28 protein-coding genes are annotated in these 23,673 nt (G+C 71.7%); 4 read left to right on the top strand and 24 right to left on the bottom strand.

The annotated features are described in order from the left end of the window. From mqnC to VLJ82_RS07525, 4 genes are all read right to left on the bottom strand, one after another. A partial coding sequence (mqnC, locus tag VLJ82_RS07540) for a cyclic dehypoxanthinyl futalosine synthase (RefSeq protein WP_408662716.1) occupies positions 1–1,038 on the bottom strand: 1,038 nt, incomplete at its 3' end. After that, positions 1,035–1,889 (bottom strand): GNAT family N-acetyltransferase, encoded by an 855-nt coding sequence (locus VLJ82_RS07535; RefSeq protein WP_408662715.1) that lies wholly within the window; start codon positions 1,887–1,889, stop codon positions 1,035–1,037. The genes VLJ82_RS07535 and mqnC, both read right to left, overlap by 4 nt. Before the next feature lie 51 nt (positions 1,890–1,940). Beyond that, on the bottom strand, positions 1,941–2,918 hold the full coding sequence (locus VLJ82_RS07530; protein WP_408662714.1) for an alpha/beta hydrolase: 978 nt from the start codon (positions 2,916–2,918) through the stop codon (positions 1,941–1,943). 339 nt (positions 2,919–3,257) lie between these two features. Next, positions 3,258–4,100, bottom strand: a complete 843-nt coding sequence (locus tag VLJ82_RS07525) for a menaquinone biosynthetic enzyme MqnA/MqnD family protein (RefSeq protein WP_408662720.1) — start codon at positions 4,098–4,100, stop codon at positions 3,258–3,260. 86 nt (positions 4,101–4,186) lie between these two features. Here VLJ82_RS07525 and VLJ82_RS07520 point away from each other — a divergent pair, with 86 nt between their 5' ends. Continuing rightward, the gene (locus tag VLJ82_RS07520; RefSeq protein ID WP_408662713.1) at positions 4,187–4,960 is read left to right on the top strand and encodes an inositol monophosphatase family protein; all 774 of its coding nucleotides are present in this window, start codon (positions 4,187–4,189) and stop codon (positions 4,958–4,960) included. Here the strand turns inward: VLJ82_RS07520 and VLJ82_RS07515 are convergent. Next, complete coding sequence (locus VLJ82_RS07515; RefSeq protein WP_408662712.1) at positions 4,946–5,344, bottom strand: DUF4229 domain-containing protein; 399 nt, start codon at positions 5,342–5,344, stop codon at positions 4,946–4,948. The two genes, VLJ82_RS07520 and VLJ82_RS07515, sit on opposite strands and share 15 nt — an antisense overlap. A gap of 93 nt (positions 5,345–5,437) precedes the next feature. Then, positions 5,438–6,583, bottom strand: a complete 1,146-nt coding sequence (gene mqnE, locus VLJ82_RS07510) for an aminofutalosine synthase MqnE (RefSeq protein ID WP_408662711.1) — start codon at positions 6,581–6,583, stop codon at positions 5,438–5,440. A gap of 104 nt (positions 6,584–6,687) precedes the next feature. Between mqnE and VLJ82_RS07505 the strand changes: the two genes are divergently transcribed. Both VLJ82_RS07505 and VLJ82_RS07500 read left to right on the top strand, forming a co-directional pair. Next, positions 6,688–6,963: a type II toxin-antitoxin system Phd/YefM family antitoxin gene (locus tag VLJ82_RS07505; protein WP_408662710.1), complete on the top strand. Its 276-nt coding sequence runs from the start codon at positions 6,688–6,690 to the stop codon at positions 6,961–6,963. Further along, complete coding sequence (locus VLJ82_RS07500; protein WP_408662709.1) at positions 6,960–7,346, top strand: type II toxin-antitoxin system VapC family toxin; 387 nt, start codon at positions 6,960–6,962, stop codon at positions 7,344–7,346. Before VLJ82_RS07505 ends, VLJ82_RS07500 begins: the two co-directional genes overlap by 4 nt. Before the next feature lie 4 nt (positions 7,347–7,350). Here the strand turns inward: VLJ82_RS07500 and VLJ82_RS07495 are convergent, their stop codons facing one another. The 7 genes from VLJ82_RS07495 to VLJ82_RS07465 all read right to left on the bottom strand — a co-directional run bounded on the left by VLJ82_RS07495 (position 7,351) and on the right by VLJ82_RS07465 (position 13,678). Beyond that, a complete protein-coding gene (locus tag VLJ82_RS07495; protein ID WP_408662708.1) occupies positions 7,351–8,091 on the bottom strand; it encodes a 4'-phosphopantetheinyl transferase family protein in 741 nt (246 codons plus the stop codon). A gap of 82 nt (positions 8,092–8,173) precedes the next feature. Beyond that, positions 8,174–8,632, bottom strand: coding sequence for an Lrp/AsnC family transcriptional regulator (locus VLJ82_RS07490; RefSeq protein ID WP_408662707.1), 459 nt, complete (start codon positions 8,630–8,632; stop codon positions 8,174–8,176). Positions 8,633–8,644: 12 nt separating this feature from the next. Then, positions 8,645–9,334 carry a UbiX family flavin prenyltransferase gene (locus VLJ82_RS07485; RefSeq protein WP_408662706.1) on the bottom strand — a complete coding sequence of 230 codons (690 nt, stop codon included), beginning with the start codon at positions 9,332–9,334 and terminating at the stop codon, positions 8,645–8,647. After that, positions 9,331–10,170 carry a menaquinone biosynthesis prenyltransferase MqnP gene (mqnP, locus tag VLJ82_RS07480; RefSeq protein ID WP_408662719.1) on the bottom strand — a complete coding sequence of 280 codons (840 nt, stop codon included), beginning with the start codon at positions 10,168–10,170 and terminating at the stop codon, positions 9,331–9,333. Before mqnP ends, VLJ82_RS07485 begins: the two co-directional genes overlap by 4 nt. A gap of 120 nt (positions 10,171–10,290) precedes the next feature. Further along, the gene (locus tag VLJ82_RS07475) at positions 10,291–11,745 is read right to left on the bottom strand and encodes a menaquinone biosynthesis decarboxylase (protein ID WP_408662705.1); all 1,455 of its coding nucleotides are present in this window, start codon (positions 11,743–11,745) and stop codon (positions 10,291–10,293) included. 20 nt (positions 11,746–11,765) lie between these two features. After that, positions 11,766–13,031, bottom strand: a complete 1,266-nt coding sequence (locus VLJ82_RS07470; protein ID WP_408662704.1) for an MFS transporter — start codon at positions 13,029–13,031, stop codon at positions 11,766–11,768. Then, positions 13,028–13,678, bottom strand: a complete 651-nt coding sequence (locus tag VLJ82_RS07465; protein ID WP_408662703.1) for an ArsR/SmtB family transcription factor — start codon at positions 13,676–13,678, stop codon at positions 13,028–13,030. The genes VLJ82_RS07470 and VLJ82_RS07465 overlap by 4 nt, the downstream gene beginning before the upstream one ends. Positions 13,679–13,773: 95 nt before the next feature. Here VLJ82_RS07465 and VLJ82_RS07460 point away from each other — a divergent pair, with 95 nt between their 5' ends. Beyond that, entirely contained in the window at positions 13,774–14,064 is a 291-nt protein-coding gene (locus VLJ82_RS07460; RefSeq protein WP_408662702.1) for a PLD nuclease N-terminal domain-containing protein, read from the top strand. A gap of 66 nt (positions 14,065–14,130) precedes the next feature. On the opposite strand, the gene ccsB is transcribed toward VLJ82_RS07460, so the two are convergent. From ccsB to VLJ82_RS07405, 11 genes are all read right to left on the bottom strand, one after another. Further along, positions 14,131–15,198 carry a c-type cytochrome biogenesis protein CcsB gene (gene ccsB, locus VLJ82_RS07455; protein ID WP_408662701.1) on the bottom strand — a complete coding sequence of 356 codons (1,068 nt, stop codon included), beginning with the start codon at positions 15,196–15,198 and terminating at the stop codon, positions 14,131–14,133. A 1-nt stretch (position 15,199) separates the two neighbouring features. Then, positions 15,200–16,834, bottom strand: a complete 1,635-nt coding sequence (gene resB / locus VLJ82_RS07450) for a cytochrome c biogenesis protein ResB (RefSeq protein WP_408662700.1) — start codon at positions 16,832–16,834, stop codon at positions 15,200–15,202. Continuing rightward, positions 16,835–17,602 carry a cytochrome c biogenesis CcdA family protein gene (locus VLJ82_RS07445; RefSeq protein ID WP_408662718.1) on the bottom strand — a complete coding sequence of 256 codons (768 nt, stop codon included), beginning with the start codon at positions 17,600–17,602 and terminating at the stop codon, positions 16,835–16,837. Between the two features lie 9 nt (positions 17,603–17,611). After that, on the bottom strand, positions 17,612–18,208 hold the full coding sequence (locus VLJ82_RS07440; protein ID WP_408662699.1) for a TlpA disulfide reductase family protein: 597 nt from the start codon (positions 18,206–18,208) through the stop codon (positions 17,612–17,614). Positions 18,209–18,338: 130 nt separating this feature from the next. Continuing rightward, positions 18,339–18,704, bottom strand: a complete 366-nt coding sequence (locus VLJ82_RS07435) for a hypothetical protein (RefSeq protein ID WP_408662698.1) — start codon at positions 18,702–18,704, stop codon at positions 18,339–18,341. Positions 18,705–18,730: 26 nt separating this feature from the next. After that, entirely contained in the window at positions 18,731–18,928 is a 198-nt protein-coding gene (locus VLJ82_RS07430) for a hypothetical protein (protein ID WP_408662697.1), read from the bottom strand. 128 nt (positions 18,929–19,056) lie between these two features. After that, entirely contained in the window at positions 19,057–19,704 is a 648-nt protein-coding gene (locus tag VLJ82_RS07425; RefSeq protein ID WP_408662696.1) for a histidine phosphatase family protein, read from the bottom strand. After that, positions 19,701–21,005, bottom strand: a complete 1,305-nt coding sequence (hemL, locus tag VLJ82_RS07420) for a glutamate-1-semialdehyde 2,1-aminomutase (RefSeq protein WP_408662695.1) — start codon at positions 21,003–21,005, stop codon at positions 19,701–19,703. The genes VLJ82_RS07425 and hemL overlap by 4 nt, the downstream gene beginning before the upstream one ends. Before the next feature lie 45 nt (positions 21,006–21,050). Then, the gene (locus VLJ82_RS07415) at positions 21,051–21,848 is read right to left on the bottom strand and encodes an amino acid ABC transporter ATP-binding protein (protein WP_408662694.1); all 798 of its coding nucleotides are present in this window, start codon (positions 21,846–21,848) and stop codon (positions 21,051–21,053) included. After that, positions 21,845–22,735 (bottom strand): amino acid ABC transporter permease, encoded by an 891-nt coding sequence (locus VLJ82_RS07410; RefSeq protein ID WP_408662693.1) that lies wholly within the window; start codon positions 22,733–22,735, stop codon positions 21,845–21,847. The genes VLJ82_RS07415 and VLJ82_RS07410 overlap by 4 nt, the downstream gene beginning before the upstream one ends. After that, positions 22,735–23,613, bottom strand: coding sequence for an ABC transporter substrate-binding protein (locus VLJ82_RS07405; protein ID WP_408662692.1), 879 nt, complete (start codon positions 23,611–23,613; stop codon positions 22,735–22,737). Before VLJ82_RS07405 ends, VLJ82_RS07410 begins: the two co-directional genes overlap by 1 nt. Positions 23,614–23,673: the final 60 nt, after the last annotated feature.

Raw genomic sequence — 23,673 nt, 5'->3', positions numbered from 1 at the left:
GCGGATCAGCTCGATCAGCTCGGTGCGGTTGGACCGGTGCCGGGCGCCGGCCGAGGACACCACGTTCTCCTCCAGCATCACCGAGCCGAGGTCGTCGGCGCCGAAGTGCAGGGTCAGCTGGCCGATGTCCTTGCCGGTGGTGAGCCACGAGCCCTGCAGGTGGGTGACGTTGTCGAAGAACAGCCGGGCCAGCGCCACCATCCGCAGGTACTCCAGCGACGTCGCCTGGGTGCGTCCCTTGAGGTGGTTGTTCTCCGGCTGGTAGGTCCACGGGATGAACGAGCGGAAGCCGCCGGTGCGGTCCTGCACGTCCCGGATCATCCGCAGGTGCTCGATCCGCTCGGCGTTGGTCTCGCCGGTGCCCATCATGAAGGTGGCGGTGGACTCGACGCCGAGCCGGTGCGCGGTCTCCATCACCTCCAGCCACGTCTCGCCGGACTCCTTGAGCGGCGCGATCGCGGTGCGCGGCCGGCTGACCAGGATCTCGGCACCGGCGCCGGCGAAGGAGTCCAAGCCGGCCGCGTGCAGCCGGCGGATCACCTCCTCGTGCGAGAGCCCCGACACCCGCCCGATGTGCACCACTTCGGAGGCGCCCAGCGAGTGCAGGGTCAGCGACGGGTACTCGGCCTTGATGGCGGCGAAGATCCGCTCGTAGAACTCGATGCCGAGCTCCGGCGAGTGGCCGCCCTGCAACATGATCTGGGTGGCGCCGAGCTCGACTGCCTCGCCGCAGCGGCGCAGGATCTCGGCGTCGGTGTGCGTCCAGCCCTCGCGGTGCCCCGGCGCCCGGTAGAAGGCGCAGAACTTGCAGGCGGTCAGGCAGACGTTGGTGTAGTTGATGTTGCGGTCGATGATGTAGGTCGCGATGCCGGCCAGCTCGCCGAATCGGCGGCGGCGCACCGTGTCGGCGGCCTCGCCGAGCGCGTGCAGCGGGGCGTCGGTGTAGAGCAGCAGCGCCTGCTCCGGCGTGATCCGGCCGCCGTCAGCGGCATGCTGCAGCAGGTTCGCGATCTCGGCGGGCTGGGAGTGCGGGGTCACCTGCCCAGGGTAGACGGCTGCTCGGCTGCCGCCTGCCCCGGCGGCTGCTCCGGCCGGCTCTGCGGGGGCGTCCACAGGTACGGCGTGGTGGTGGCCACCGCCACGAACCCCAGCCGCTGCAGGATCGGGGCGCTGTCGTCGGAGGCGTCCACCTGCAGGTAGCGGGCCCCGGTGCTCACTGCGAACCGGGCCCGCCGCGCCACCAGCGCCCGGTAGATGCCCTTGCCCCGCCACTCCGGACGGGTGGCGCCGCCCCACAGGGTGGCGAACTCGCTGCCGGGGTCGCGCACCAGCCAGGCCACGCTGATCATCTGCGGGCCGGCCTCGGCGGCGAAGATCGCGAGGTGGTCGGGCGAGTTGGCCTGGCGCTCGGCGAGGTCGGCGGCCAGCCACGTCCAGTCCTCGTTCCAGATCTCGGTGTGCAGCGCCCCGATCCGGTCGAAGTCGGCGGGCTCGCTGACCCGGCGGATGCGCACCGCGTCCGGCAGTTGCGGTTCTCCGGTCAGCTCCTCGGCGAGCCCCACCACCACGGTCTCGGCCTCGCCCGGTGAAAACCCGGCGGCGGTCAGCCGGGCCGGCAGGTCGGCCGGCTCGTCGTAGGAGTGGGTCTTCCACTCGAAGCGCTCGCCCCGGCTGCCGAAGTAGGCACGGGTCCGCTCGATCAGCTCGTCCAGCGCCGGGCCGGTCAGCCCCGCCAGGTCCCGGTACTCGACGTAGCCCCAGTGCTTGCCGCCACTGACCCGCAGCAGCGGGCCGTCCCGGTCCACGGTCACGCCCTCGGGCTGAGTCACGGGCAGGACGCCGCGGACCTGCCGGTGGTAGGCGTCGAGCAGTTCGGCTGCGGTACTCACGTGCCACAGTGTGCGGTACCGGGCAACCCGGCCCGGCGGGGGCCCACGCCGCTAGTTGCCCCCGCCGGCCAGCAGCTCGCGCAGGTCCTCGGCGGCCTGCGCCGCCGCGCTGTCGGCGACCGCCGACACCCCGCCGAAGCCGAAGTAGGAGTGGTTCAGGGTGGGCCACTCCCGGCTGATCACCCGGACGCCGGCCCGGCGCAGCGCGTCGCCGTAGAAGTTGCCCTCGGTGCGCAGCACGTCCAGGGTGGCGGTGTGGATCACCGCCGGCGCGACACCGGTCAGGTCGGCCGCCCGCATCGGCGAGACCCGCCAGTCGGTCGAGGACTCCTCGTCGACGTAGTTGGTGGCGAAGGTGACCATGCCCTGCAGGGTCAGCCCGTAGTTGGTGCCGGTGGTGCGCCGCGACATGTACCGGGCGTTGACCTCGGGGTCGGCGTACCGGCCGGAGACGTCGGTGACCGGGTAGAGCAGCAGCTGGGCCGTCACCGGCTGGCCGGCGTCGCGGCGGGCGATCGCCACCGACGCCGCGAGCTGGCCGCCGGCACTGTCCCCGGCCAGGATCAGCGTGCCAGGCTCGCCGCCGAGCTCCTCGGTGCGCCGGGCCACCCATTCGGTGGCGAACACCGCGTCGTCGAAGGCGGCCGGGAACGGGTGCTCGGGCGCCAGCCGGTAGCCCACCGAGACCACCACCACGTCGGCCTGGGTGCAGATCCGGCGGGCGTGGTGCAGGTGGGTGTCGATGGTGCCGGCGATCCAGCCGCCGCCGTGGAAGTAGACCGCGGTCGGCCTTCTGGTGTCCGGGCCGGCCGGCCGCAGCACCCGGATCGGCAGCGGCCCGGCGGGACCGTCGATGACCTGGTCGGTCTCCGAGGCCGGGATCAGCGCCGGGTTCAGCCGCTGGCCGGCCAGCAGGTGCGCCCGGCCGGAGATCTCCCGGGACTCCTCGATGGTGGCGTCCTCGTCGGCTTCCAGCGGGGTGGCCGCCAGCCAGTCCGCCAGTTCCGCGTCCATGGTGGGTTCTGTCACGACCGGCCCTTCCGCTTCGCTGCCTCGTCCATTCAAGCAGCCGCCGCCAGCCGACCGCCGGGCTGACCGGATCGACACGTTGGCGAGGATTGGCTGAGGAAACGACTACCGAAATTCCACCAGAGCACTACGCTGAGTCATATAGATGAGCTCCATCCCGCAGACGGCCCTGGGCTGGGGAACGGCAGCTAGTCCCGTCTTGCTGCTACCCCGTGGGGAGTGGCGGAGTTTCGCTTGCCCGCGCACGAGGCTCCGTCACTCTCCGGCCCGGCCGATGGCGGATTCCGCCGTCAGACCCCGCTTCTCGAGGCAACCGCCGGAGCAAGCCGTCAGCGTCGGTCAGACCGGGGCGAACTCCGGCGTTACCGGGCCGGCCACGGCGCCTACCGCGGCGGCCCGCCGGGCGAACTCGGCCAGACCGGCCAGCTGGCGCTCGCCGAGGGAGAAGTCCAGCGTCCGGAAGTAGTTGGCCAGGGTGGGCGCGTCGAAGACCTCCCACCGGGCGGCCTGGGCGGCCACCTGGTCCACGTGGGCGAGGGCAGAGTCCCGGCTGGCGACGAAGGCGGCGTGCACGTCCTTGACCAGGCCCGGGTTCTCGGCGGCGAACTCGCGCCGGACCGCCCAGACCGCGAAGACCATCGGCAGCCCGGTCCAGGACCGCCAGGCCTGTCCCAGGTCGTGCACGTCCAGCCCCCGGCTGGCTCCTTCGTAGGTCGCCCGCAGCGCCACGTCGCCGATCACCACCGCGGCGTCGGCTTCGAGCATCATCGCGGTCAGGTCCGGCGGGCAGCTGAAGTACTCCGGCTCCACCCGGTGCACCTCGCGCAGCCACAGCTGGGCCAGCAGCACCGAGGTGCGCGAGGTGGAGCCGAGCGCGACCGGCCGGCCGTCCAGCTCGGCCAGCGGGCGCTGTGAGACCAGGTCCACCGACAGCACCGGGCCGTCCGAGCCCACCGCGATGTCGGGCAGCAGCAGCAGCTCGTCGGCGTGCCGCAGGTACTCCACCAGCGAGATCGGGCCGATGTCGAGGTCGCCCCGGACGAGCAGCTGGTTGAGGTTGTCGGGGGTGTCCTTGGTCAGCTCCAGGTCCAGCAGGGCACCCGAGCGCACCAGGCCCCAGTAGATCGGCAGGCAGTTCAGGAACTGGATGTGGCCGACCCGCGGCCTGGCGTTGGACGGCACTGTCACACCCCGAGGTTACGCGGCCGGAACCGGCCCGGAAGCCGACCGGGTTAGGCTCCGGACGGGCGAGGAGAACGAGGAGACGGGTGACCGACGATCTGGAGCTGGCCGGGGAGCTGGTGCGGCAGGCCGGCCGGTTGGCGGCCTGGATGCTGCGCCAGGGCCTGGACGTCCAGCACAAGACCTCAGTGTCCGACGTCGTCTCCGACGCCGACCGCGCCGCCGAGGAACTGATCGTGCAGGCCCTGCGTTCGGCCCGGCCCGGGGACGGGGTGGTCGGCGAGGAAGGGGCCGAGCACGCCGGCGAGCACGGCCGCACCTGGTACATCGACCCGGTGGACGGCACCTACAACTTCCTGTCCGGGCTGCCGTACTGGTGCTCGGCGATGGCGCTGGCCGAGCACCGGGCGGGCGGCGCGCGCGAGCCGGTGCTCGGCGCGGTCTACGGCCCGGCGGCCGACGAACTGTGGCTGGGCGGGCCGGACCATCCCACCAGCTGCAACCGGGTGCCGGTGACGCCGCTGGTGGACACCCCGCTGTCCCGGCTGTCGCTGGCCAGCTACCTGCACCCGGCGACGCTGCCGGACGACGGTGCCCGGGAACCGCTGCTGGCGATGCTGCGCGGGGCGGCCACGGTACGGATGCTCGGCTCGGGGTCGCTGGAGCTGGCGGCGGTGGCCGGCGGCCGGCTGGGCCTGTGGGCGCAGCTGGACACCCTGGACTGGGACTGGCTGCCCGGCGCCGCGCTGGTGCTCGGGGCCGGCGGTGCGGTGGAGGTCTTGCAGCACCGCGGGCATCGCTGGCACCTGGCCGGCAACCGGCAGGCCGTCGCCGAGGCTCGCGCGCTACTGCTCGGCTGACCCGCCGGCGCGCCGTTTCGGCCGGACCGGGCGCGGGGCCGGCTCGGAGGTCGCGCCGTTCTCGCCGGTTGCCCCGGTGTTCTCGCCAGCCAGCTGGGCGTCCAGGGTGTGCCGCTGCGCCTGCCGGGCGATCACCCGGGCCTCGAGGTTGGCGGCCAGCTTCGCCCGCTGCTTGCGCAGCAGGATGTAGGACAGCGGGATCGACAGCACCAGCGCGATGGTGGCGGCCAGCAGGCCCGGCACCCGGGCGATCCAGAGCAGCCCCCACAGCGCCAGGAACAGCCCGAACCGCAGCACGGTGTACAGCCACATCGCGCCCAGCGTCTGGCCGGGACCGGGCCCTCGGGCCTTGGCCGGGGCCGGCGGATCGCCCTGCGCACTCATCTGTCTACCTCTGGCTCTTCGCGGAAGCGCTCATCGCACCATTCGCTCCGGTCCTCGCTCGCTGCCGCTCGCTGCGATCCTCGCTCATTCGTCTCAGGCCCAGACGGCCTGGGGTTCGGCGCGGCGCTCGGCCAGCGGGGTCGGCGGCTCGTACTCCCGGATCACCTCGTAGCGGGTGTTGCGCTCCTTCGGCTGGAAGCCGGCGTCGCGGATCAGCCGCAGCAGGTCGTCCCGGGTCAGCTTGTCCGGGGTGCCGAAACCGTCCGCGTCGTGGGTGATCTTGTACTCCACCACCGAGCCGTCCATGTCGTCGGCGCCGTAGTTCAGCGCCAGCTGCGAGGTGGACAGGCCGTGCATCACCCAGAAGACCTTGACGTGGCCGAAGTTGTCGAGCATCAGCCGGGACACCGCGAAGGTCTTGAGCACGTCGGCGGGTGCTGCCATCCGCAGGTGCGAGAGCCGGTTGTTGTCGTTGTGGAACCGCAGCGGGATGAACACCTGAAACCCACCGGTCTCGTCCTGCAGTTCGCGCAGCCGCAGCACGTGGTCGACCCGGTGCCGGGGCTCCTCGATGTGGCCGTAGAGCATGGTGGCCGGCGTCCGGAGCCCCTTGGAGTGGGCCAGCCGGTGAATCCGCGACCAGTCCTCCCAGTGGGTGTTGTGGTCCACGATCTGCTTGCGGACCTCCCAGTCGAAGATCTCGGCCCCACCGCCGGTGAGGGACTCCAGGCCCGCGTCGATCAGCTCGTCCAGGATCTCGGTCGCCGGCAGGCCCGAGATCTCCTCGAAGTAGTGCACCTCGGTGGCGGTGAACGCCTTGAGCGCGACTCCGGGCAGCACCGCCTTGAGCTCGCGGAGCACCCGCGGGTAGTACTTCCACGGCAGTGTCGGGTGCAGGCCGTTGACGATGTGCAGCTCGGTCAGGCCGTCGTCCTTCATGGCCAGCGCCAGCTCGACGGCTTCCTCGACCCGCATGGTGTAGGCGTCCTTGGCGCCCGGCTTGCGCTCGAAGGAGCAGTACGCGCACGAGGCCCGGCAGACGTTGGTCAGGTTGAGGTGGCGGTTGACGTTGAAGTACACCACGTCGCCGTTCTTGGCCGTGCGTACCCCGTGCGCCTGCGCACCCAGCCAGGCCAGGTCGTCGCAGTCGTAGAGGTCCTCGCCGTCCTGGCGGGTCAACCGCTCGCCGGCGGCGATCTTGTCGGTCAGTTCGGCCTTGCGCGCCGCGTTCCATGCCATGGGATCAGCCTACGTTTCGCTGCCGGACGGTTGCGCCGGACGGCGGCGATCGGGCCGCCAACCTGGTCACACCTAGCAAACACGGTTGTGCTACCATGTGCTACATGGAAGAAGAGGTCGGGGTGCGCGAACTGCGCCAGCAGGCCAGCGCGCTGCTGCAGAAGGTGGCCACCGGGGTGACGATCCGGATCACCAACCACGGCCGTCCGGTGGCCCAGCTGACGCCGGTCGGCGAGCAGCGCGCCAGCCGGGCCGACCTGATCGCCAGCGGCGAGCTGCAGCCCGGACGCGGTGACCTGCTCGACGTCGAGCCCGTCGCGGCCCCGGCCGGCGTCCTGAGCACCGAGGAGCTGCTGGCCGAGCAGCGCGCGGACCGGTGATCTACGCCGACACCTCGGCGCTTGCGAAGCTGGTGGTCGCCGAGGCCGAGACGCCGGCCCTGCGGCACTGGATCTCCCAGCAGGACGCCCGGCTGGTGACCAACACGGTCGGCGTGGTGGAACTGCGCCGGCTGGCGGCCCGGGTGAGCCAGCAGGCCGTCGGCACCGCCACCAAGCTGCTGGGACGGATCGACCGGCTGGCACTCACCCCGGCGGCCCTGGCGCTGGCCGCCCAGCTGCCGCCCGCCGAGCTGCGCACCCTGGACGCGCTGCACCTCGGCTCGGCCGCCGAACTGCTCGACCTGCAGGTGGTGCTCAGCTACGACCGCCGGCTGGCCGACGCGGCAGCCGGCTACGGACTACCGGTGGTCGCACCCCGGTAGCGGGTCAGCCGGCCTCGAGGATCTCCGGCGCCAGCTCCTGCACCCGGGTGTCGAGGGCGGCGCCCAGTACCGCGGCCGCGGCGGCGTACCCGGCCGGCACCGGCACGTCCAGCACGCTCCAGCCGGCCGGCAACGGGGCCAACCCGGTGCCGCCCAGGTAGTCGGCGGCCAGGCCTCCCGGCAGCCCGGTGCCGATCCCCTTCAGGTACGCCTCCTTGCGCGTCCACACCCGGGCGAAGGCCAGCCGCGGTTGCCCGGCGGCGGCGATCTCGGCCTGCTCGGCGGGGTGCAGCCGGCTGCTCAGGTCGAGCACCACCTGCTCCTCGGGCACCTCCTCGACGTCCACCCCGACCGGCGTGCCGGCGATGCCGAGCAGCACCAGCTCGCCGCTGTGCGACAGCGAGAAGTGCACCGCCGGATCGGCACCGGCCACCCGGGGACGGCCGTGCGGCTCGTCGCAGAGCGGACAGGGCTCCCGCGCGAAGGCGAGTTCCCGGGGTGGGACGGCCAGCTGCCGGCCCAGCAGGTGGCGCAGCGCAAGGTGCGCCGACAGGTAGCTGTGCCGGTCACCGTCCCGGACGAACCGGGCGGCCCGTTGCCGCTCCTGTTCGTCGAGCACCGACAGGTCCACCCGGTCCAGGCGCACCTCGGGCACCGACAGCACCCAGACGTCGAGAAAGTTGCCGCGCGGGCCGGCTGTCAGGGCCGAGGGCGTTGGTGGGCTGGAATAGCCGGCACCGGACAACCGCTCGTCTCCTCGGATCTGCGACAAGGCCTCCGCTCGAAGGCCGCACGGCCAATGTAGTGCCCGGTGCCGGGCGGCCGAGTCAGGCGTGCTGGCGGCCGGCGGACTGGACCCGGCCCTCGAACCGGGTGGACAGCACCACCGTCGAGCGGGTCCGGGCCACCCCGTCGATCTTCGACAGCGCCCGGATGCCGTGCTCCAGGCCGCTGATGTCGGGCACCCGGATCTTGACCACGAACGACTCCTCGCCCGCCACGAACCAGCAGTCCTCCACCGCCGGCAGCGCGGCCAGCTGGTCGGCCACATGGTCTTCGTCTGCCGTGTCGGACAGGAAGATCCCGACCAGCGCGCTCATCGAGTACCCGAGCGACTCCGGCGCCACCGCCGCGTGATAGCCGGTGATGATGTTCTGGGCCTCCAGCTTGTTCACCCGTTCGTGCACCGCCGGCGCCGACAGGCCCACCTCGCGGGCCAGCTCGGCGAAGGTGGCGCGGGCATTGGCCCGCAGGGCGTCCAGAATCGCGCGGTCGACGGCGTCCATTCCTGGAGTCTGTCAGGCCGAGCCGGGAGCGGGGCCGGATTGGGCCACCCGCGCGGCGCCCAGCTCGCCGGTCCACCGGGTGATCAGCGAGTGCGGCACGCCGAGCACGTCGAGCACCTTGGCCGCCACGAAGTCGACCAGTTGCTGGACCGAGCCCGCACCGGCGTAGAACGCCGGGCTGGCCGGCAGCACCACCGCGCCCGCGTCGTAGAGCGCCAACAGGTTCACCAGGGTGCTCCGCGCGTAGGGCGTCTCGCGGGGCACCACCACCAGCGGCCGGCGCTCCTTGAGGGTCACGTCGGCGGCGCGCTGCAGCAGGTCCTTCGACAGTCCCAGCGCGATGCCGGCCACCGCCGCGGTCGAGGCCGGCACCACCACCATGCCCCGGGTCGGGTACGAGCCGCTGGCCGGTCCCGCGCTGAGATCGGTGGCCGTCCAGTACCGCAGCGGCTCGCCGCCGTCGACGGCACCGGCCGGGCCGAGCCAGGACGCCAGGTCGGCGGCCCAGTGGTTGTCGCGGAACGCGATGCCGGTCTCGTCCAGCAGGGTCAGCCGGGCCGCCCGCGAGACGATCACGTCCACCGGCTGGCCGGCCTGCAGCAGCGCGGTGATGACCGCCTTGGCGTACGGGGTGCCCGAGGCGCCGGACACCCCGACCACCCACGGCACCCGGTCCATGCCGCCGCTGCGATGCTCGGTCATGGCCGCAGTCCCTGCACGATCAGGTCGGCCAGTGCGAAGGCGAACAGCTGGATGCCGACGAAACCGTTGGCGGTGAAGAACGCCCGGTTCACCCGGGACAGGTCCGCGGGCCTGACGATCCAGTGCTCGTAGGCCAGCACCGCGGCGGTGACCACCAGGCCCAGCCACCACACCCAGCCCAGGCCCGCGGCCAGCCCGAACCAGGCGAAGCAGCCGACCGTGACCAGGTGGGTGATGCTCGACCAGCGCAGCGCGGCGGGGATGCCGAACCGGGCCGGGAAGGACCGCGAGCCGATCACCCGGTCGATCTCGGCGTCCTGGCAGGAGTAGATCAGGTCGAAGCCGCCGATCCAGCTGCCGACCGCGAGCCCGAGCGCGGTGGACGGCCAGGCGAAGCCGCCGGTGACGCCCATCCAGGCGCCGATCGGGGCCACCGCCTGGGCCAGCGCCAGCAGCACCTGCGGAAAGTCGGTGAACCGCTTGCCGTAGGAGTAGAGGATCAGCAGGCCCACCGCGACCGGTGACAGCAGCAACGGCAGCGGCCCGAGCGCGGCGGCGCAGGCTGCGAAGATCACCAGGGCAACGGCGAAGCCCCGCCAGGCCACCGACACCGACAGCGCCCCGGTCACCAGCTCGCGCTGGGCGGTGCGCGGGTTGAGCGCGTCGAAGCGGCGGTCCAGGATTCGGTTGCCGGCCATCGCCACCGTCCGGGCCGAGACCATCGCCACCACGATCAGTGCGAGCTGCAGCCAGTGCACCGACCGGGTCTCCTCCCACATCGCGGTGCAGGCGGCGATCAGCGCGAACGGCAGCGCGAACACCGAGTGCTCGATCATCACCAGCCGCAGGAACGCCCGGACCCTGCTGGGCTCCGGCCTGGTGACGGACGTGGCTGACACGCCGTCGAGTCTGCCATCCAGCACCTGCCACAAAGGCAGGTGCCACATGTCACCGGCTCAGCTGATGCCGTACTCCCGCCAGCGGCGCGCCACCAGCTCCTGGGTGGCCTGGTCGAGCACGCACGGCTCCGGCCAGCCGCCGTCCCGGGAGTAGCCCTCCGACGGCAGCTTGGCGGTGGCGTCGATGCCCAGCTTGCCGCCGTAGAACTGCTGGTAGGACGCGTGGTCGAGATGGTCCACCGGCCCGGTCATGTGCACCACGTCGTGGGCGTAGTCGACGTTGCCGAACGCCCGCCAGGCGACCTCGTTGTAGTCGTGCACGTCGCAGTCGGCGTCCACCACCACGATCAGCTTGGACAACGACAGCAGGCCGGCGCCCCAGATCGCGTTCATCACCTTGTGCGCGTGCTTGGGAAAGCGCTTGTCGATCGAGACGATCGCGCAGTTGTGGAACACCCCGGCCTCGGGCAGGTCGTAGTCGACGATCTCGGGGATGCTCAGCTTGATCAGCGGCAGGAAGATCCGCTCGGTCGCCTTGCCCAGCGGCCCGTCCTCCTGCGGCGGCCGGCCGACCACGATGGACTGGTAGATCGGGTTGCTGCGGGTGGTCATCACGTCCACCTGCAGGTACGGGAACTGCTCGACCGGGGTGTAGAAGCCGGTGTGGTCGCCGAACGGGCCCTCGGGCAGCCGGGCGCCGGGCTCCACCCAGCCCTCCAGCACCACCTGGGCGTGGGCGGGCACCTGCAGCGGCACCGTCAGGCAGTCCACCAGCTCGACCCGCTCGCGCTGCAGGAAGCCGGCGAACAGGTACTCGTCGATGTCGGCCGGCAGCGGCGCGGACGCGGCGTAGGTGACCGCCGGCGGGCAACCGAACGCGATCGCCACCGGCAGCCGCTCGCCGCGCCGCTCGGCGACGGCGGCATGCGAGGTGGAGTCCTTGTGGATCTGCCAGTGCAGGCTGACAGTCCGGCGGTCCTGCTGCTGCAGCCGGTACATGCCCAGGTTGCGGGCGCCGGTCTCCGGATGCCGGGTGTGAGTCAGCCCCAGGTTGAGGAAGACCCCGCCGTCACCGGGCCAGGACGTGATGCCCGGCAGCAGGTCCAGGTCGACCTCGTCCCCCTTGCGCACCACCTCCTGGCAGTAGGCCCGCTTGCCGGTCCGGGGTGGCACGTTGCGCAGCTGGGCGGCCTTGCCGAGCGCGTCGCGCAGCCCGCTGAAGCCGTGCGGCAGCTCCGGTTTGAGCAGTTCGCCGATCCGGTCGCCGATCTCGTCGAGGCTGGCCACGCCGAGCGCCTGGCACATCCGCGAGGGAGTGCCGAACAGGTTCATCAGCAGCGGCATGGCACCGCGGGTGGGGTTCTCGAACAGCAGCGCCGGGCCCTGCTCGCGCACCACCTTCTGCACGATGCCGGTCACTTCCAGGTGCGGATCGACCGGTGCGCTGACCCGGACCAGCTCGCCGGAACGCTCCAGGGCACGGACGAAGTCGGCCAGGTCGGTGTATGCCACCCCAGCAGTATGGCGGAGCGTCAGGACGGCGAACGGCCGACGAGCGCGTCCCCGGCGTCGGGCTCGGCCACCTCCACCTGCGCCGGCCGGTTCATCAGGTCCCAGCTCCGGCGCAGGAACGGGTCCAGCGTCGCCGCTAGGTACAGCACGGCACCCACCGCCAGCGCGGTGCCCAGTCCGGTCGCCTCGACCAGGGCGCCGGCCAGCAGCGCGCCGAAAGGTATGCCGGCCCAGGCCAGCGCATTGACAGTGGCGAGCACCCGGGCCTGCAGCGCCCGGGGGATCACCTGGTACTCGGCGGCGCCGAGCACCGGATTGATCGCGCCGCAGGTCAGGCCGCTGAGGCCCCACACGGCCAGCACCACGGCGAAGGGCGCCGGCAGCGCCAGCACCACGAACCGCGGCGCTCCGCCCACCAGGAAGGCCACCGCGAACGTCCACCGTCGGGGCAGCCGGCTCCCGATCGCCACCATGACCATGGTGCCTGCCACCGCCGCCGCGCCGAACACGCCCGAGATCACCCCGACCCGGCCGGCGCTGCCGTAGTGCCGCTCGGCCCAGAGCAGGAGCAGCACGCCGGACATCGCGGCGTCGGCCAGGTTGGTGAACAACACCATGCCCGAGATCGACCGCAGCAGCGGGTGCCTGCGGACGAAGCCGAAGCCCTCGCTCAGCTGGCGCAGGTAGCCCAGGCCGTTCCGCTCGGTCAGTCCCGCCCCGACCGGCACCAGCAGCAGGAGCGCGGCGCAGGCCAGGAAGCTCGCCGCGTCGAAGGCGACGACGTTCGCCGGGCCGATCACCGTGATCAGCACGCCGGCGGCCGGCGCGCCCAGCAGGCCGGCCAGCCGCAGGGCACCCTCGGACAACGCGGTGGCCCGGTCGATGCTGATGCCGGCCCGTTCGGCGACCGGCGGCAGCAGGATGTGCGCTGCCGTATCGGCCGGTCCGCGAACCAGCCCCACGACGAACACCAGCGCCAGCACGGCCCAGAGCTGCTGCCAGCCGGTGTGCCAGGCTAGCGGGATGGCCGCCATCGCCAGGCCCGCGACGAGGTTGCCGACCAGCGCGACCCGGTGACCGCCGAGCCGATCCACCAGTGGGGAGCCCAGGATCTGCAACACCACGTAGGGCGCGATCTCGGCGGTGCCGACCAGGCCGGTCAGCACCGGACTGCCCGTCTCGGTCAGCACCAGCCAGGGAACGGCCAGGTTGGACATCCGGGTGCCGGCCTGCGAGACGGTCGCTGCGGTCAGCAGCGCGATGAACGGAACGCGCCCGGAGCTCATGGGACGTCGGCAGACCGGCGGGACGGGCCCTGCTCGTCCGGCGGCTGCTGGCCCGGAGCCGGGAAGAGCTGGTACTGCACGTGCACGACCACCGCGCCGTCCTCGCCATCGGGTCGGTCGGGATCGTGCCGCGGATAGCGCGCGATCACCGACGCGATCTCCCTGCGCAATGCCTCGGTCTCGGCCACGGTGAGCCGCAACATCAGATCGCTCAGGTCGCTGGCCTCCCGCCACCGCTGCGGCCACTGTTCGGCGGCCTGCAACCACCGGTGCGCGTTGTCGAAGTTGGCGACCAGCACGGCGTCCAGGTACTCGGTGGTCGCGGCCGCCGCGTCCGGGTCGGTGACCGGTGGGGACAGCACGATGGTCGAGCGCTGGCTGGCCTGCCACCAGCGCTCCCGGCCGCCGGCACCGGTCGGGTGGTCGACGATGAAACCGGCCGCGGCGAGCTGGCGCAGGTGGTAGCTCGACAGCCCGGAGGAGATCCCGAGCTCGGCGGCCAGCTTGGAGGCGGTGGACGGCCCGTACCGGCGCAGCAGTCCCAGCAGCTGGATCCGGACCGGATGGGCCAGTCCGTGCAGCGAGGCCGCATCGGTGACCACGTCGCGGTCGGGGTCGAACAGCGGGTGATCATGGACTGCCGACATGCTATGCAAACTACTCTTTGCAAAGGAGCCTTTGCAATCTGTTCTCCGCTGCCCAATCCGGCGCTGTCCGGCCGCGGACGACATAAGCTGTCGCCATGCTCCTCAAGCTGGGTGGTCTGTTCTTCCTCGTCAGCATGGTGTTCTGGCTGTGGGCGATCTTCGACTGCCTGACCTGCGACGACAAGCGGGTACGCAACCTGCCGCGGTGGGCATGGGTGGTGCTGGTCCTGGTCTTCTTGGAGTTCGGAGCGCTGGCCTGGGTGCTGTTCGGCCGGCCCCGGCGCGGCCCGCTGGTCGCCGGCGGCAGCCGGTCGCAGCCGCCGTCCGGCAGGCCGGTCGGCCCGGACGACGATCCGGACTTCCTGCGCAACCTCGGCCAGTCCTGACTCCGGCTCATCGAGCGGCAGCGAGCCCGCCGCTGGCCGTGCTTCGGCCGGTCCGGCTGACGCGGCTCAGCTCAGGCCGGCGTAGGAGTGCAGGCCGGAGATCACGATGTTCACCACGAAGAAGTTGAAGGTCATCGCGCCGAAGCCGAGCAGGTTGATGTAGGCGGCCCGGTTGCCCTTCCAGCCGGCCGTCGCGCGGGCGTGCAGGTACATGGCGTAGATGACCCAGGCGATGAAGGCCCAGGTCTCCTTGGGATCCCAGCCCCAGTACCGGCCCCAGGCCGCCTCGGCCCAGATCGCGCCGAAGATCACCCCGGCGGTGTAGATCGGGAAGGCGAACGCGACGGTGCGGTAGGCGGCCTTGTCCAGCGCCGCGGCGGCCGGCAGCCGGGAACCGAGCGCGGCGAACCGGGCCGGTGCCGTGCCGGCCGCGGCATGCCGCTCGAAGCGGGCCCGCACCAGGTACATGGTGGTGATCGCCGCCGAGGTGAGCAGGATGCCCTCGGCGACCGCGACCGAGGAGACGTGGATGGCCAGCCAGTAGGACTGCAGCGCCGGCACCAGCTTGGAGGCCTTGGTGTAGAGGGTGCCGGCCAGGAACATCACCAGCAGCACCGGCATCATCACGAACAGGCCGAGGTAGCGCAGCTGCGGCATCTTCACCAGCGTCGCCAGCCACGCCACGGTCGCCATCAGGCCGACCACCAGGGTGAACTCGTACATGTTGCCCCACGGCACCCGGTCCACCGCGATGCCGCGGATGGCTACCGAGGCCAGGTGGAACAGCGCCGCCAGCACCGTGAAACCGACCGCGGCCCGTCCCCAGCGCCGGCCGGCGTCCCCGGCGGGTTCGACCGTTCCGGCGCCGAACCGGGGTTGGCTCGCCAGGTCGGGTTGGTCGGCCATCCCGTCCAGCCGGTCGGCGATGCCGCCGGTCGCCTCGCTGCTGCCCACCAGCGCAGGCTGCCGGACGCCGCTGGCCTGGGCGGTCCGGTCGGTGCTGGTCCGGGCGATCCGGCCGTTCTTGCCGAAGGCGTACTCGCCGGTGTAGGCCACCACGGCGAGCATGTAGGTGCCGGTCGCCGCCGTCCACAGCGACTCCGACAACGACGCCAGGCCGGCGTTGATGGCCATCTCAGTCCCTTCCCGCGCCGATCTTGTCCGCCGCCGAACCGGCCGCCGAACCCACCGGCGCAGCCGCCGGGGCGACCGGCGGCCCGGCGTCGAGCGCTGCCGACAGCTGTGCCACCAGCGCGGTGAACTCGGCGGTGAAGTTACCGCTGTCGTTGCGCGCCAGGCCACCCACCGACACCACACTACGAGCCCCGGGAACCGGTGGCGCGATCCGTACCCACAGCCGGCGGCGGCGGACCGCCAGCGAGCCGAGCAGTCCCAGCACCATCAGCACGGCGGCGACCAGCAGTGCCGTCTGGCTGGGGTCGTGGGAGACCTGCAGGTTGGCCCACTGCCGGTAGCCGTCGAAGCGGACCACGGTGCCGTCCGGCAGCCGCATCGACTCACCGAGCCCCAGGTTCTGCGCTGCCACCTGCTTGAGCTTGCCGGCGGCGATCTGCTTGGCATCCAGGCTGTACACCGACTGCGGCTGGCCGCCGGGGTTCAGCTCCCCGGTGTAGGCCAGCACCGCCAGCACCGGGGCGTTGGCGACCGGCGAGATCGAGGAGACGACGCCCCCGGTGATCACCGCGGTGGGCGCGAAGATCGCGCTCAGGCCCAGGTCGTCGTCGGAGGTGCCGTCCCGGCCGGGCAGCTTGAAGGCGCCCTCGCTGGTCAGCAGGTCGTCCTCGGGCAGGAACGGCTCGGTGTCGGTGACCGGGGTGCGGCCGGGCCGGGTGATCGTCACGGTCGGCGAGTAGCCGTGGTTGAGCAGGTAGACCCGGTCGCCTTCGAGCCGCAGCGGGTGGTTGACCTCGATCACGTGCGGCCGGGACGTGCCGTCCAGGCCCTCGGAGTAGCTGACCCTGGCCTGGAACTGGGCCGGCGTGCCGTCGTCGCGGTAGCTGGCCCGGAACTGCTCCAGCCGGTCGATGCAGAAGTCGGCGAGCCGGCCGGCCTGCACCAGCCGGCCGGCGGAGAAGGTGTCGTAGGAGATCGGCCGGTTGCAGAAGCCGGAGCCTTCGGTGACCACGATGGAGCCCTCGTAGCTCAGCAGCCGGCCGGCGGCGATCAGCACCAGCGCGGCCAGCAGCGAGACGTGGAACAGCAGGTTGCCGGCCTCCCGGCTGTAGCCCTTCTCCGCCGAGACGGCCACCGCACCGCTGTCCTCGGCACGCACCTCGGTACGCCAGCGCGGCCGCAGCGTCCGGCTGATCCTCATTCCCGCCTCGTCCGGGGCCAGGCCGGTGCCGAGGGTGGCGTGCTCGGCGAGCCGGTCGAGGTGGCGCGGCGCCTTCAGTGGTCGGGCGCGCAGGGCCCGGACGTAGACGGCGATCCGGGGGATCAGGCAGCCGATCAGCGAGGCGAACAGCAGCAGGTAGACCGCGGAGAACCAGACCGAGCCGAACACGTCGAAGGCGCCGATCCGGTCCAGGAACCGGCCCCAGGCGCCGTGGCTGGCGATGTAGGCCTGCACCTTCGGCGGGTTGAGCGGCCGCTGCGGCAGCAGGGAGCCCGGCACCGCGGCCAGTGCCAGCAGGAACAGCAGCACCAGCGCGGTACGCATCGAGATCAGCCGCCGCCAGAGCCGGCGGGCTGGGCGGAGCAGCCGGGACCGGGCCGACGGCTGCGCTGTCCTGGGCAGCTGGGGAGCCATCTATAGGTCCGATCCGACGCCGACGCCGGCGAATTCCAGCCGCAGGTAGTTCATCCAGTGGTCCCACACCCCGCTGAGCAGCAGCACGCCCATCACGATCAGCACCGCGCCGCCGAGCTGGCTGACCAGCCGGGCATGCCGGCGCACCACCGCCAGCGCGCTGCTCACCCAGCCCAGCCCCATCGCGACCAGCAGGAACGGCACGCCCAGGCCCAGGCAGTAGACCGCCGACAGCAGCGCGCCGCGGCCGGCGGTGCCCTGGCTGGCGGCCAGCGCGTACACCGCGCCGAAGGTCGGGGTCAGGCACGGGGTCCAGGCCAGGCCGAAGGTGAGGCCGAGCAGCGGGGCGCCGAGCAGGCCGGCCGGGGGCAGCCGGTGCAGCTTGGCCTCACGCTGCAGGAACCGGAACCGGCCCAGGAACACCAGGCCCATCCCGATGGTCACCACGCCGAAGATCCGTTCCAGCAGCAGCCGGTGCACGGTGATGGCCGAGCCGAGGGTGCCGAACAGCGCGCCGGTGGCGACGAAGACCGCGGTGAACCCGAGCACGAACAGCAGCGCCCCGCCGAGCATCCGGCGCTGGTTGTGGGTGCCGCTACCGGCAGGATCGCCGGCCCCGGCCAGGCCTGCCACGTAGGACAGGTAACCCGGCACCAGCGGCAGCACGCACGGCGAGAGGAACCCCAGCACCCCGACCAGCAGCGCCACGCCCGCGGCCGGCACCAGCGCGCCGTCGGTGACGGTGTCGCTGAACCCGCTGGCGAGCATGGACACCGATCAGGCCTCGCGGACCAACTGGTCGAGCGCCGGGGTGAGGTCGGCGGGCAGCACCGAGCCGACGTAGACCGCCGCGACCCGGCCCTGCTTGTCGATCACCACGGTGGACGGCAGCGCGGCCATCGGCACGTCGCCGAGCTGGATGGCGCTCTTGGCCGCCTCGTCGTAGACCACCGGGAAGGTGATCTTCTTGTCCTCGAGCCAGGACCGGGCCGCGCTCTTGGACGGGTCCTTGACGTCCATCCCGACGAACTGGACCCCGGCGGACTTGCGCTCGCGGTAGATCGAGTCGAACTGCGGCGTCTCGGTCTGGCACGGCGGGCACCAGGACGCGAAGTAGTTGAGCACCACGACCTTGCCCCGGTCGTCGGAGAGCCGGTACTCGCCGCCGGACAGCAGGCTGCCGGCCACCGGGCCCGCCTGCTTGCGCTTGGCGGCCTCGATCACCGAGCCCTTGTCGGTGGCCTGCACGTAGCGGAACTGGTTGCCCGAGCTCTGGTCGACGGCGTCCTTGCCGCCGGAGCAGCCCACCAGGACGGCGGCAGCCAGCAGCGCGGCGGCCAGCCGGGCGGTCCCTCGGGTGGTAACCGGCGGCATAGCTCCCCCAGTGTGCAGCGCCTTCACGCCTCCAGTGTGAGGCGTGCTCCACGGCACATCCGAAGTGGGCCGCGTTCCTGAGCACCCGCTGTGCCGCGGGGAAGCGATCCGGGCCTGGCGCCGGCGAGACCTAGGGGTGACGCTTGCTGGCGGAGGAGTTGAAGATCGCAGCCAAGCCGATGAGATCGATCGCGCCCAGTACCCCGGACAACCACGGCTCGTGTTCGTGCAGCGCGTAGGCGGCCAGTGCGAGGACGCTCAGCACGACCAGTAGCGCGAGGTACTGTCCCCGGGTCGCGAACTTGCCGGGCCGTTCGACCAATGCCCGGTCCATCGCTAGGTCGTGCTCGTACTGCCGCTCGATAAGCCGCAGCTGCATCTCGTACGCCCGGACATCGAGCTCCCGCAACTCGCGCAAATCCTGGACGCTGTAGTGAGCCGCATGGAGGTGCAGTTCGTTCTTGATGTGCTGGACATCGTTCCTGATGTCCAGCACGAACTGCGGCAGCTCGCCGGTTCTGCCTAGCGCGGCCGGTTCTGCATCGCCTTGATGAAGCTCTCCTTCGGCGAAGTCCTCCGGCGGTTCGCCTGCATCTCGGCGTGCAGGCGCTGGTAGGACGCTTCGCCCCGCAGGTCGAGAAGTGACCCGGCCCCGATCAGCGCCGACCTGATCGCGACGCTCTTCCGGTAGCGATCCCTGATCTTGCCCAGCATGCTCATGGAAGGAGCCCATCCCGTCGTCCGCGGAACCTGCACCGTGCTCGTCGTCGGCACTCATCGTTCGAGGAGCGTAGAAGTTGATCATATCCGCTGCCAGCGTTCGATTTCGCAATTGTGGATAACTCCGGTCAGGCGCCGGGCGGCTGCTGGTCCATCCGGTTCGGGGTGGAGCCGGCCGGCTCGGCGTAGTCCACCCGGACGATCTGCTCGCCTTCGTACACCAGCGAGGTGACCGAGGCCAGCGAGCACTGCCGCCGCCGCGGGTCGTGCCAGAGCCGCTTGCCCTCGGCATACCGGCGCAGGCACACGATCGGCAGTTGGTGCGAGACGCAGACCGCCTCGTGCCCCTCGGCCTTGCCGCGGGCCCGCTCGGCGGCGGCCAGCATCCGGCGCAGGATCTCGGTATACGGCTCGCCCCAGGACGGCCGGGCCGGATTGCGGAACAGCGGCCAGCTGGACGGGCGCTTGAGCACCCCGCCAGGCCCGGCCACCCGCTTGCCCTCGAAGGCGTTGGCCGCCTCGATCAGGTCGTCGTCGAGCACCACGTCCAGGCCGAACTCGGCGGCGATCGGCTTGGCGGTCTGCTGGGCCCGCTCCAGCGGCGAGGACGCCACGTAGGTCACGTCCCGCCCGGCCAGGTAGCTCGCCGCCCGCTCGGCCATCGCCTCGCCGGCTTCGGACAGCCGGAAGCCGACCAGCCGGCCGTAGAGCACCTTGTCCGGGTTGAACACCTCGCCGTGCCGGAGCAGGTGGACGGTGGTCCGGCTGGTGCTCATGCCGGCGCCGGGGCTGCCGCGGCGGCCCGGGCGGCGGCCGGCAGCGCGTCGGCGATCCGGGAGATCGCGGTGTCGTCGTGCGCGGCGGTGACGAACCAGGCTTCGAACGCGCTCGGCGGCAGGTACACCCCGGCGTCGAGCATCGCGTGGAAGAACGGGGCGTACCGGTGGCTCTCGCTGGCCTGGGCCTGCAGGTAGTCGGTGACCGGCGCCTCGCCGAAGAAGATCGAGAACATGTTGCCGGCGTACTGCAGCTGGTGTGCCACCCCCTCGGCGGCCAGCGCCTCGGAGGCCAGCCGGCCCACCGTGGCGGCGACCTCGTCCAGCCGGGCGTACACCTCGGCGCCGGCGTTGCGCAGGGTGGCCAGGCCCGCCGCCACCGCCACCGGGTTCCCGGACAGGGTGCCGGCCTGGTAGACCGGCCCGGCCGGTGCCAGGTAGGACATCACCTCGGCGCGGCCGCCGAACGCCGCCGCCGGCAGCCCGCCGGACATTACCTTGCCGAAGGTGAACAGGTCCGCCTCGACCGGGTCCAGGCCGTACCAGCCGGATCGGGAAACCCGGAAGCCGGTCATCACCTCGTCCATCACCAGCAGCGCGCCGTGCCGGGCGGTGATCTCGCGCAGTGCCTGGTTGAACCCGGGCAGCGGCGGCACCGCGCCCATGTTGCCGGCGGCCGCCTCGGTGATCACGCAGGCGATCTCGGGGCCGTCCAGCTCGAAGGCCGCCTCGACGGCGGCGACGTCGTTGTAGGGCAGCACGATGGTCTCGCCGGCCTGGGCACCGGTGACGCCCGGGGTGTCGGGCAGCCCCAGGGTGAGCACCCCGGAGCCGGCACTGACCAGCAGCGAGTCGACGTGGCCGTGGTAGCAGCCGGCGAACTTGACCACCTTGGACCGGCCGGTGGCGCCGCGGGCCAGCCGGATCGCCGACATGGTGGCCTCGGTGCCGGAGTTGACCAGCCGCACCTCCTGTACCGGTGCCACCCGGGCGATCAGCTCCTCGGCAAGCTCCACCTCGCCGACGGTCGGGGTGCCGTAGGACAGCCCGTGGCCGGCCGCCTCCCGGACCGCCGCCACCACCGCCGGATGGGCGTGGCCGAGGATCATCGGGCCCCAGGAGGCGACCAGGTCGACGTAGCTGCGTCCGTCGGCGTCGGTGAGGTACGGGCCCTTGGCGTCCACCATGAACCGGGGCGTGCCGCCGACCGCCCGGAAGGCCCGGACCGGTGAGTTGACCCCACCGGGAATGACTTTCTGGGCCCGGGCGAACAGCTCGGCCGAGACGGGTGCATCGCTCACCGGACCAGTGTTCCAGACCGGCGTTCTGGCACTGGCTACAGCCGTCTACAGCCGGCCGGCCTCGATGATCCGGGCCAGGAACTGCCGGGTCCGCGGCTCGCGCGGCTCGGCCAGCAGCTGCTCGGGCGGGCCGACCTCGGCCAGCCGGCCGCCGTCCAGGAAGCACACGGTGTCGGCGACCTGCCGGGCGAAGCCCATCTCGTGGGTGGCGATCAGCATGGTCATGCCCTCGTCCTTGAGTTCGCGCAGCAGGCTCAGCACCTCGCCGACCAGCTCCGGGTCCAGCGCCGAGGTGACCTCGTCCAGCAGCATCAGCACCGGTGAGTTCACCAGCGCCCGGGCGATCGCGACCCGCTGCTGCTGGCCGCCGGACAGCTCGTCCGGCTTGGCGTTCGCCTTGTCCGACAAGCCCACCCGTTCCAGCATGGCCAGCGCCCGGGCCTCGGCCTCGGCGCGCGGCACCCCGTGCACCTTGACCGGGGACAGCGTGATGTTGGCCAGCACCGACAGGTGCGGGAACAAGTTGAACGCCTGGAACACGATGCCGACTCGGGAGCGCACCGTATCGGCGTCCGCCCGCGGGTCGGTGATGTCGGTGCCGGCCAGCTCGATCACGCCGTCGTCCACCACCTCCAGCAGGTTCACGCAGCGCAACAGGGTGGACTTGCCCGAGCCGGACGCCCCGATCAGCACCACGCACTCGCCCGGTCCGACGTCCAGGCTGACGTCGTCGAGCACCAGGTTGGACCCGAAGGACTTGCGCAGGTTGCGGATCGACAGCAGCGGCGCACCGGGCGCCACCGGGCTGCCCGTCACCCCGGCGCCGGCCGCCCGCCGTCTCATACCGCTCCCCCGCCGACGCCGTACCAGCCCTGCCGGCGGGCCACCCAGTCGGTCAGCCGGGTCAGCGGAATGGTCAGGCAGACGAACAGGAAACCGGCCACGATGTAGGGGGTGTAGTTGAAGTCGGTGGCCGTGGAGATCTGCGCCGCCCGGATCGCGTCCACCACGCCGAGGATGGAGATCAGCCCGGAGTCCTTCTGCAGCGAGACGAAGTCGTTGAGCAGCGGCGGCAGCACCCGACGGACCGCCTGCGGCAGCACCACGTACCGCAGCGCCTGGGCGTTGCTGAGCCCGAGGGAACGGGCCGCCGCCCGCTGCGAGGGATGCACCGACTCGATGCCGGCCCGGAACACCTCGGCCACGTAAGCGGAATAGGTCAGCACCAGTGCGGCACCGCCGTAGACCACCACCGGCTGGAAGGACACCCCGGCCAGGCTCAGCGCCGGCACCCCGAAGCCGAGCAGCAACAGCACCAGGATCAGCGGCAGGCCACGGAACAGGTCGGTGTAGGCGGCGGCGAACATCCGCAGCGGAAAGAACACCGGCCCGCGCAGGGTGCGCAGGATGGCCAGCGCCAGGCCCAGGATCACCACCGCCACCGCGCAGACCAGCATCACCCGGATGTTGAGCCACAGGCCTGCCGCGACCGCCGGGAACGACTCTTTCGCCTTGTCCCAGTTGAAGAAGGTCTCCTGCACCCGCGGCCAGCCCGGTGACGAGGTGACCGCACCGATTACCACCGCGAGCAGCACCAGGGTGCTCAGTGCGGCGGTGACGGCCGAGCGGATCGTCCGGCCCCGCCGGTAGGCCAGGCGCTGGCGCTGCAGTGGCGAGGGCTGCCAGTCGGTCCGGCCGGCTGGCGCGATCGACTGCGGCGCCCGCGCCATCACTTCAGCTCGGGTGCGCCGCCGGCGGTGGCCAGCCACTGCTCCTGCAGCCGGCCCAGCGTCCCGTCGGTGCGCAGCGCGTCGACGGCCTGCGACAGGCACGAGGTGAGCTTCGATCCCTTGCTCAGCACGAACCCGAACTGCTCCGGCGAGCTGCCGGAGGAGATCTGGCCGACGATCTTGCCGTTGTCGAGCTGGGCAGCGCTCATGTAGAAGCCGGTCGGCAGGTCCACCACGATGCCGTCGATCTGCTTGTTCTTCAGGGCCTGTACGGCCAGGTCGTTGGTGTCGTACACGGCCGGTTTCTTCGCCGGCTTGATGGTGGTGAGGATGGTGTTGTAGCTGGTGGTGCCGACCTGGGCGCCGAGCTTGGCGTTCTTCAGCTCGGCCAGCGAGCTGGCGTTGGCGATCGGGCTGCCCGCGTAGGTGACCACCGACTGGGCGACGTCGTAGTAGCCGGAGGAGAAGTCGACGGCCTTCTTGCGTTCCTCGCTGATCGAGACCTGGTTGATGTCGGCGTCGAAGTTCTTGCGGCCGGGCGTCACCACGCTGTTGAAGGACGCGGTGACCCACTTGACCTCGGTGGCCGCGAAGCCGAGCTGCTTGGCTACCGCGTAGGCGACGGCGGACTCGTATCCCTTGCCGTTGCTGGGGTTGTTGTCGGAGAACCACGGCTCGTAGGCCGGGTTGTCGGTGGCCACGGTGAAGGTGCCCGGGGTGATCAGGCTCAGCCCGGACTTCGCGCAGGCGTTGGCGCTGGGCGCGGCGCTGATCGCCGGCGAGTCGGTCTTGTCGGTCGGCGAGCAGGCGGCCAGGCTGCCTGCGACCAGCAGGGCGGCGAGTGACAGCGACGGGGCGGCTACGGAACGGACGGGCATGCCGGCTCCTCGGTAGGCGGGAAAGCACAGCATAGGCCGCTTGTCTACCTGGCAGATAGG

The sequence above is a fragment of the Jatrophihabitans sp. genome (genome assembly GCF_035474675.1).
Taxonomy (GTDB): domain Bacteria; phylum Actinomycetota; class Actinomycetes; order Mycobacteriales; family Jatrophihabitantaceae; genus Jatrophihabitans_A.
This window is presented reverse-complemented; position numbering and strand designations above follow the sequence as displayed.

What these genes read in the sequence shown, in the direction of transcription:
- VLJ82_RS07515 (WP_408662712.1), bottom strand. Translation starts at nt 5,344, where the DNA reads ATGAGTGCGCAGGGCGATCCGCCGGCCCCGGCCAAGGCCCGAGGGCCC.
- mqnE (WP_408662711.1), bottom strand. Translation starts at nt 6,583, where the DNA reads ATGGCATGGAACGCGGCGCGCAAGGCCGAACTGACCGACAAGATCGCC.
- VLJ82_RS07505 (WP_408662710.1), top strand. Translation starts at nt 6,688, where the DNA reads ATGGAAGAAGAGGTCGGGGTGCGCGAACTGCGCCAGCAGGCCAGCGCG.
- VLJ82_RS07490 (WP_408662707.1), bottom strand. Translation starts at nt 8,632, where the DNA reads ATGGACGCCGTCGACCGCGCGATTCTGGACGCCCTGCGGGCCAATGCC.
- VLJ82_RS07485 (WP_408662706.1), bottom strand. Translation starts at nt 9,334, where the DNA reads ATGACCGAGCATCGCAGCGGCGGCATGGACCGGGTGCCGTGGGTGGTC.
- mqnP (WP_408662719.1), bottom strand. Translation starts at nt 10,170, where the DNA reads ATGATCGAGCACTCGGTGTTCGCGCTGCCGTTCGCGCTGATCGCCGCC.
- VLJ82_RS07470 (WP_408662704.1), bottom strand. Translation starts at nt 13,031, where the DNA reads ATGAGCTCCGGGCGCGTTCCGTTCATCGCGCTGCTGACCGCAGCGACC.
- VLJ82_RS07465 (WP_408662703.1), bottom strand. Translation starts at nt 13,678, where the DNA reads ATGTCGGCAGTCCATGATCACCCGCTGTTCGACCCCGACCGCGACGTG.
- VLJ82_RS07460 (WP_408662702.1), top strand. Translation starts at nt 13,774, where the DNA reads ATGCTCCTCAAGCTGGGTGGTCTGTTCTTCCTCGTCAGCATGGTGTTC.
- ccsB (WP_408662701.1), bottom strand. Translation starts at nt 15,198, where the DNA reads ATGGCCATCAACGCCGGCCTGGCGTCGTTGTCGGAGTCGCTGTGGACG.
- resB (WP_408662700.1), bottom strand. Translation starts at nt 16,834, where the DNA reads ATGGCTCCCCAGCTGCCCAGGACAGCGCAGCCGTCGGCCCGGTCCCGG.
- VLJ82_RS07445 (WP_408662718.1), bottom strand. Translation starts at nt 17,602, where the DNA reads ATGCTCGCCAGCGGGTTCAGCGACACCGTCACCGACGGCGCGCTGGTG.
- VLJ82_RS07440 (WP_408662699.1), bottom strand. Translation starts at nt 18,208, where the DNA reads ATGCCGCCGGTTACCACCCGAGGGACCGCCCGGCTGGCCGCCGCGCTG.
- VLJ82_RS07430 (WP_408662697.1), bottom strand. Translation starts at nt 18,928, where the DNA reads ATGAGCATGCTGGGCAAGATCAGGGATCGCTACCGGAAGAGCGTCGCG.
- VLJ82_RS07425 (WP_408662696.1), bottom strand. Translation starts at nt 19,704, where the DNA reads ATGAGCACCAGCCGGACCACCGTCCACCTGCTCCGGCACGGCGAGGTG.
- VLJ82_RS07415 (WP_408662694.1), bottom strand. Translation starts at nt 21,848, where the DNA reads ATGAGACGGCGGGCGGCCGGCGCCGGGGTGACGGGCAGCCCGGTGGCG.
- VLJ82_RS07410 (WP_408662693.1), bottom strand. Translation starts at nt 22,735, where the DNA reads ATGGCGCGGGCGCCGCAGTCGATCGCGCCAGCCGGCCGGACCGACTGG.
- VLJ82_RS07405 (WP_408662692.1), bottom strand. Translation starts at nt 23,613, where the DNA reads ATGCCCGTCCGTTCCGTAGCCGCCCCGTCGCTGTCACTCGCCGCCCTG.